Origin of the sequence: Flavobacterium sp., assembly GCF_028712645.1 — a bacterium.
Taxonomy (GTDB): Bacteria; Bacteroidota; Bacteroidia; order Flavobacteriales; family Flavobacteriaceae; genus Flavobacterium.
Genome location: NZ_JAQTPQ010000203.1, coordinates 1 through 6,474, shown reverse-complemented (window position 1 = coordinate 6,474; position 6,474 = coordinate 1). Strand labels below are relative to the sequence as shown.

Genomic DNA, 6,474 nt, shown 5'->3' with positions numbered 1-6,474 from the left:
AAATGTGGTACGATGGGAAATGAGAACCCGATTGTTTCTAAGAACGGCTGAGTTTTTATGGCAAGAAGGACATACCGCTCATGCAACAAGAAAGGAAGCTGTCGAGGAATCTGAAAAGATGATGAATGTATATGCTGATTTTGCCGAAAATTTTATGGCAATTCCGGTTATAAAAGGGTTAAAAACGGAAACTGAACGTTTTGCAGGAGCTGAAGAAACTTATTGTATAGAAGCATTGATGCAAGATGGTAAAGCATTGCAAGCGGGTACTTCACATTTCTTAGGTCAAAATTTTGCTAAAGCTTTTGATGTAAAATTTGCAAATGCCGAAGGAAAACAAGAACACGTATGGGGAACTTCTTGGGGAGTTTCTACCCGATTAATGGGGGCGTTGGTAATGACACATTCAGATGATAAAGGATTGGTTTTGCCACCAAGTTTAGCTCCAATTCAGGTAGTTATTGTACCTATTTATAAAACAGATGAGCAATTAGAAGAAATTACTTTAGCGGTCAATATATTGGTTTCACAATTGAAAGGATTAAAAATTGTTGTGAAATATGATGATAGAACCACACAAAAGCCAGGATTTAAATTTGCTGAATGGGAATTAAAAGGAGTTCCTGTTCGAATTGCTATTGGTCCAAAAGATTTAGAAAATGGAACTTTCGAGATAGCAAGACGAGATAATTTGTCAAAAGAGATAGTTTCTAAGGAAGGAATTGAAATTTATATTCAAAATCTATTAGGACAAATTCAAAGTGATTTATTTAATAAAGCATTAGATTATCGAGATAATCATATTACTGAAGTAAATAGTTTTGAGGAGTTTAAATCAGTTTTAGAGGATAAAGGAGGCTTCGTTTCTGCTCATTGGGATGGAACTGCAGAGACTGAAGAAGAAATTAAAAATTTGACAAAAGCAACAATAAGATGTATTCCTTTGGGTAGGGTAGAACAGGCTGGAAGCTGTATTCTCACTGGGAAACCTTCTGTTGGAAGAGTTTTATTTGCAAAAGCATATTAATTTTTTTTACTTTTTTTTGCGTGTACTATTGCACGTTTAAAAAATAGTTGTATTTTTGCATCCGCATTAGAGAAGTACAGAATTTAGGTCCCTTCGTCTATCGGTTAGGACGCCAGGTTTTCATCCTGGTAAGAGGGGTTCGATTCCCCTAGGGACTACAAAAATTAATAAAGAAAAAAATCATTTAAGAAAATGGCAAATCACAAGTCAGCTTTAAAGAGAATTAGAAGTAACGAAAAAAGAAGAGTTCTAAACAGATATCAACATAAAACTACTCGTAATGCAATTAAAGCATTAAGAATAGCAACTGATAAAGAGGATGCTGCTTCTAAATTGTCAAGCGTAATTTCAATGATTGATAAATTAGCCAAAAAGAATATCATTCATGATAACAAAGCTTCTAATTTGAAATCTAAATTAACGAAACACGTTGCTAAATTGTAATAATTTCAATTTGTGTATATAAAAAAAGCTCTCATTTTTGAGAGCTTTTTTTATGGAGTATTGCTAAATTTTGTTTTTACATATTCAAGCATTTCTTTAGAAATGGGTTTTGATAAGAAATCAATTACCATTGGGTATTTTTTAGACCTTTTTAGATCTTCGGGATCTATTGTTGATGAAAGAATGATAGTTTTGATGTGATTATAGTCGGAATAATCGTCAGAACAAAAATGATCTAAGAATTCCCATCCTCCCATTACTGGCATATTCAAATCTAAAAAGATTAATTGAGGCAGCTTTTTTAATTCTCCATCAGAATTTATGTTTTTAAGCGTATTGAAGTAGTTAAGCGCTTCTTCCCCATTCCTGGCAGTAGCTATCTCATTTGAAAACGATGCTTTCGTAATTACCATTTTACAAAGCATTAAGGTAATTGGGTCGTCATCAATACATAAAATGGTATCTAACATTCTTTTTATTTGTTTTTAAATGTTAATATAAATGTGGTTCCAATGTTAACTTCGCTTTCTATACTAATGTTTCCTCCCATAGTTTCAATCTGGGATTTTACGAGATATAAGCCTAATCCTTTGCTGTCGGGATGATTGTGAAACCTTTGGTAAAGTCCAAAGACTTTGTCTCTATTTCTCTTTAGGTCGATTCCTATTCCATTATCTTTAAAATGAATAATAACATCATCATCTGTTTTATTTGCTGATATAGTAATCTTTAATTGGTGATTTTCTGATCTATATTTTATTGCATTTGTCAATAAATTTAGCAATATGCTTTCTAAATAGGCTTTATTTGTATTTAAAAAGTGTACTTTTTCAAAATCAATTTTTATTATAGGTTTGTGTAGGCCAATTAAAAAATCAAGTTGACTGAAGACATTTTCGAATACTTCTTTTAAAAGAACGTCTTCTTTTTCAATAGACGGATTGTCTTTTATTACAATTACTTTTACTAAGTCATTTATCGTTTCATTTAATAAATTGGTGGACTTGTTAAATCCATCCAAAATATTTTTTAAATCAGAATTTTCAATAGGAATATCTTCAATTAAACTTAATAAGCCCGTTAAGTTTGATAAAGGGGCTCGAAGGTTGTGAGAGGTGATATATGAAAATTGCTGTAAATCTTTATTGTTTTGTGTTAGCTCACGAATGAGTTGTTCTTTTTCGATTTCCTGTTTTTTCTGTTCTGTAATATCTCTTTGAATAGAAACCCAATGCGAAAGTTCTCCATCTGAGTTATTTACGGGGAGCATTGAAAAATTTACCCAATATTCTTCATTGTTTTTCTTGTAACTGATGGTTTCTACTTGACATTCTATTTTGTTTTTTATAGCATTTATTAGTTTTTCATACTCTTTAGAATCGGAATTTTGACCCATAAAAACATCTGGTGATTTTCCAATGATCTCATCAGAACTATATCCTGACATAACAGAAAAAGCTGGATTTACATAGATGATTTTAGGAATTTCACCATCATTTAAATCAGCTTTGGTAATGATTACGGAATCTTTAGTTTCTGTAATAACAGTTTCTAATAATTTAAGACGTTGCTCTTCTTCTTTTTGTTTGGTTATATCTTGGATTGCTCCAATCATTCTCACTACTTTTCCTTCTTCGTCCTTTAAGATAAATCCCCTATCTAAAACATATTTATAAGTTCCATCTGCGCATTTAAATCGATATTGATCTTGCCATTTTTCAGTTTTCTGTTCAATGAAAGAATACAATTTAATTGACATTTTGATGCTGTCCTCAGGATGGATATTTTCAAACCACCATTTCGAGCTTTCGCCCACTTGGTTTTGTTTGTATCCAAAAACACCTTCAATTCCTTTATTCCACAAGAGCTTGTCTTCTTGAATTTTCCAATCCCAAATAGTATCACTCGTTGCTTTTGCTACAATATCATATCTTTCGTTAGACTCTCTAATCTCATCATTTGATTTTTTTAATTTCTTAAATACTGATGTGTTTTTAATGTTATTTTTATATAAAAAATACTTAAAAAGTATCCCAGAAATCAAGACAAAAACTATGTCATTTACAAAAAAATACGAAGTAAAATCAGTTATGGAAATATATTTTGGAATTAATTTATGAAAGACTATAGCCAAAAAAATGGATATAAACGTATAAATTAAGGTTATTTGATTGTTCTTGTTTTTCATTATCCAAATATAAATAATTATTACTTAAATATTAAACTTCATTAAAAACTTATTTTTATTGTATTTAGTCTATTTTGTTAACAAAATGTAAACTATTATAAAATAATTTTTATATCAAAATAAAGTGTACCTTTGCAACCTCAAAAAAATACAGATGGAAGCTATTAGAAACATTGCGATTATTGCCCACGTCGATCACGGTAAAACCACTTTGGTTGATAAAATTATGTATCACTGTCATTTATTTCGTGATAACGAGAACACAGGTGACTTAATTCTAGATAACAACGACTTAGAGCGTGAAAGAGGTATTACTATTACTTCTAAAAATGTTTCTGTAGTTTATAAAGGGACAAAAATCAACATTATTGACACTCCTGGTCACGCCGATTTTGGTGGTGAAGTAGAGCGTGTTTTGAATATGGCTGATGGAGTTTGTTTATTAGTGGATGCATTTGAAGGTCCAATGCCACAAACACGTTTTGTTTTGCAAAAAGCACTTGACCTTGGTTTGAAACCTTGCGTTGTAATTAATAAAGTGGATAAAGAAAACTGTACACCTGAAGAAGTACACGAAAAAGTTTTTGACTTAATGTTTGAATTAGGTGCAGAAGAGTGGCAATTAGATTTTCCAACAGTTTATGGTTCTGCCAAAAATAACTGGATGTCTGATGACTTTAATGTTATTACTGATAGTATTGAACCATTATTAGATATGGTTATTACTAATGTGCCTGCTCCTAAAGTTTCTGAAGGAACACCACAAATGTTGATTACCTCTTTAGATTTCTCGGCTTTTACAGGTCGTATCGCTATTGGACGTCTTGAAAGAGGTGTTTTGAAAGAAGGAATGCCAATTTCATTGGTGAAAAGAGACGGAAAAATTACAAAATCACGTATTAAAGAATTACATACTTTTGAAGGTCTTGGACGTAAAAAAGTACAAGAAGTTATAGCAGGTGATATTTGTGCAATAATAGGTGTTGAAGGTTTTGAAATTGGTGATACTATCGCTTGTTTTGACAATCCTGAAGCTTTGCAAACCATTGCAATTGATGAGCCAACAATGAGTATGTTGTTTACCATCAATGATTCGCCTTTCTTTGGTAAAGAAGGAAAATTTGTTACTTCTCGACATATTAGAGATAGATTGACAAAAGAGTTAGAAAAAAACCTAGCTATGAAATTAGGAGAAACTGATTCTGCTGATAAATTTATGGTTTTTGGTCGTGGAGTACTTCACTTATCTGTTCTTATCGAAACAATGAGGAGAGAAGGGTATGAGTTACAAATTGGTCAACCTCAAGTTATCATCAAAGAAATTGATGGAAAAAAATGCGAGCCAATTGAGGAATTAACTATCGACTTACCTGAAAATCTTTCAGGAAGAGCCGTAGAGTTTGTTTCTATCCGTAAAGGCGAAATGTTGAGTATGGAAGCTAAAGGTGAACGTATGGTTATTAAATTCAATATCCCATCTCGTGGAATTATAGGATTGCGTAATCAATTGCTTACTGCTACTGCTGGTGAGGCAATTATGTCACACCGTTATATTGGTTATGAGCCTTACAAGGGTGAAATTCTTGGTCGTAACAACGGTTCTTTAATCTCTATGGAAAATGGAAAAGCTATTCCTTATTCAATTGATAAATTACAGGATCGTGGTAAATTCTTCGTTAATCCAAATGATGAAATTTATGAAGGTCAAGTAATTGGAGAAAACTCTCGTAGTGATGATATGTGTGTCAATGTGACTAAAATGAAAAAACAATCGAATGTACGTTCGTCTGGAAATGATGAAAAAGCAAGGATTATTCCTCCGATTATTTTCTCATTAGAAGAAGCATTAGAATATATTCAAAAAGATGAATACGTTGAGGTTACTCCAAAATCTATTCGTTTGAGAAAAATATATTTGACTGAGACAGATAGAAAAAGATTTAAAATCTAGTTTATCTAATAAAAAAAAGCCATTCTTTCGAATGGCTTTTTTGATTATTAAATGTAATGGTTAAAATACAAATTTGAATCCGAAAGATAATGGAGTAACTGCATTATTCATTCCCCCGCCTAAAGCAGAATTATACTCTGAATCAACAGATGCAACATGTGCTAAAGAAAAGTCTGTAGTTTCTACATCGACACCTGCTCCACCAAAGTTTTTTAATTTAGTAAATGATAAATTTGCTAAATTATATGAAAATTCTACTGAGAAATTTTTGGTTACAAAATAATCAAATCCACCAGATGCAGCTAAACCATATTGTGAAACTTTAATATCAGTATCTTTTACTTTTCCATTAATAATTGGAGCAGCTAATTGACCAAAGAAATACAAACTTCCTGAAACATTCCAGTATTTTCTAACCAATGGTTCAACAACTACTAAACCTGTATTTGCAGCTGTAGTTGTACCATTTTCAGATTTTATATTAATGTATCCAATACCAGCACCAACTGCAACTGATGGTGAAATAAATGTTCCAACAATTGGTAAAACTGATAAATTGGTGCTTTTATGATTTCCTGATTTAGTTTGTTGGTACCCAATTTGCGAAGTTGCAAACCATGCTCCTTGTAAACCTTTACTTTTCTCTTGTGCATTTACTGTTAAACTTAGTAATGCAATACCTGCAATTAATAAAATTTTTTTCATTTTGATTTTGGTTTTAAAATTAATTGGCACAAATTTATTGATACTATTTTGTCGAAAACCTGATAAAAATCATATTTTTTATAATTATTTGGTTCTATTTGAAATGCATTAAAGAGTTTATATATTGGTTTTTTTAGTTTAATTTCACAGAAATGACTG

The 6,474-nt window shown here is 31.4% G+C and carries 6 protein-coding genes and 1 tRNA gene; 4 read left to right on the top strand and 3 right to left on the bottom strand.

Annotated elements, in window-relative coordinates; translation table 11 throughout:
• The 3 genes from PHC28_RS14055 to rpsT form a co-directional block, all read left to right on the top strand.
• Positions 1-1,027 (top strand): His/Gly/Thr/Pro-type tRNA ligase C-terminal domain-containing protein (locus PHC28_RS14055; protein ID WP_300101878.1); only part of this gene is annotated, 1,027 nt, incomplete at its 5' end.
• Between the two features lie 86 nt (positions 1,028-1,113).
• Positions 1,114-1,185: transfer RNA gene (locus PHC28_RS14050), tRNA-Glu, on the top strand.
• A gap of 34 nt (positions 1,186-1,219) precedes the next feature.
• Positions 1,220-1,471, top strand: coding sequence for a 30S ribosomal protein S20 (gene rpsT / locus PHC28_RS14045; RefSeq protein WP_300101875.1), 252 nt, complete (start codon positions 1,220-1,222; stop codon positions 1,469-1,471).
• A gap of 50 nt (positions 1,472-1,521) precedes the next feature.
• Here rpsT and PHC28_RS14040 read toward each other — a convergent pair whose 3' ends face one another.
• Together PHC28_RS14040 and PHC28_RS14035 are read right to left on the bottom strand one after the other, a co-directional pair.
• Positions 1,522-1,941, bottom strand: coding sequence for a response regulator (locus PHC28_RS14040; RefSeq protein WP_300101872.1), 420 nt, complete (start codon positions 1,939-1,941; stop codon positions 1,522-1,524).
• Between the two features lie 5 nt (positions 1,942-1,946).
• Positions 1,947-3,659, bottom strand: a complete 1,713-nt coding sequence (locus PHC28_RS14035) for a PAS domain-containing protein (protein WP_300101869.1) — start codon at positions 3,657-3,659, stop codon at positions 1,947-1,949.
• Between the two features lie 154 nt (positions 3,660-3,813).
• Between PHC28_RS14035 and typA the strand changes: the two genes are divergently transcribed.
• Positions 3,814-5,610, top strand: a complete 1,797-nt coding sequence (gene typA / locus PHC28_RS14030) for a translational GTPase TypA (RefSeq protein ID WP_300101865.1) — start codon at positions 3,814-3,816, stop codon at positions 5,608-5,610.
• A 60-nt stretch (positions 5,611-5,670) separates the two neighbouring features.
• On the opposite strand, the gene PHC28_RS14025 is transcribed toward typA, so the two are convergent.
• Positions 5,671-6,315 carry a hypothetical protein gene (locus PHC28_RS14025; RefSeq protein ID WP_300101862.1) on the bottom strand — a complete coding sequence of 215 codons (645 nt, stop codon included), beginning with the start codon at positions 6,313-6,315 and terminating at the stop codon, positions 5,671-5,673.
• Positions 6,316-6,474 lie beyond the last annotated feature (159 nt).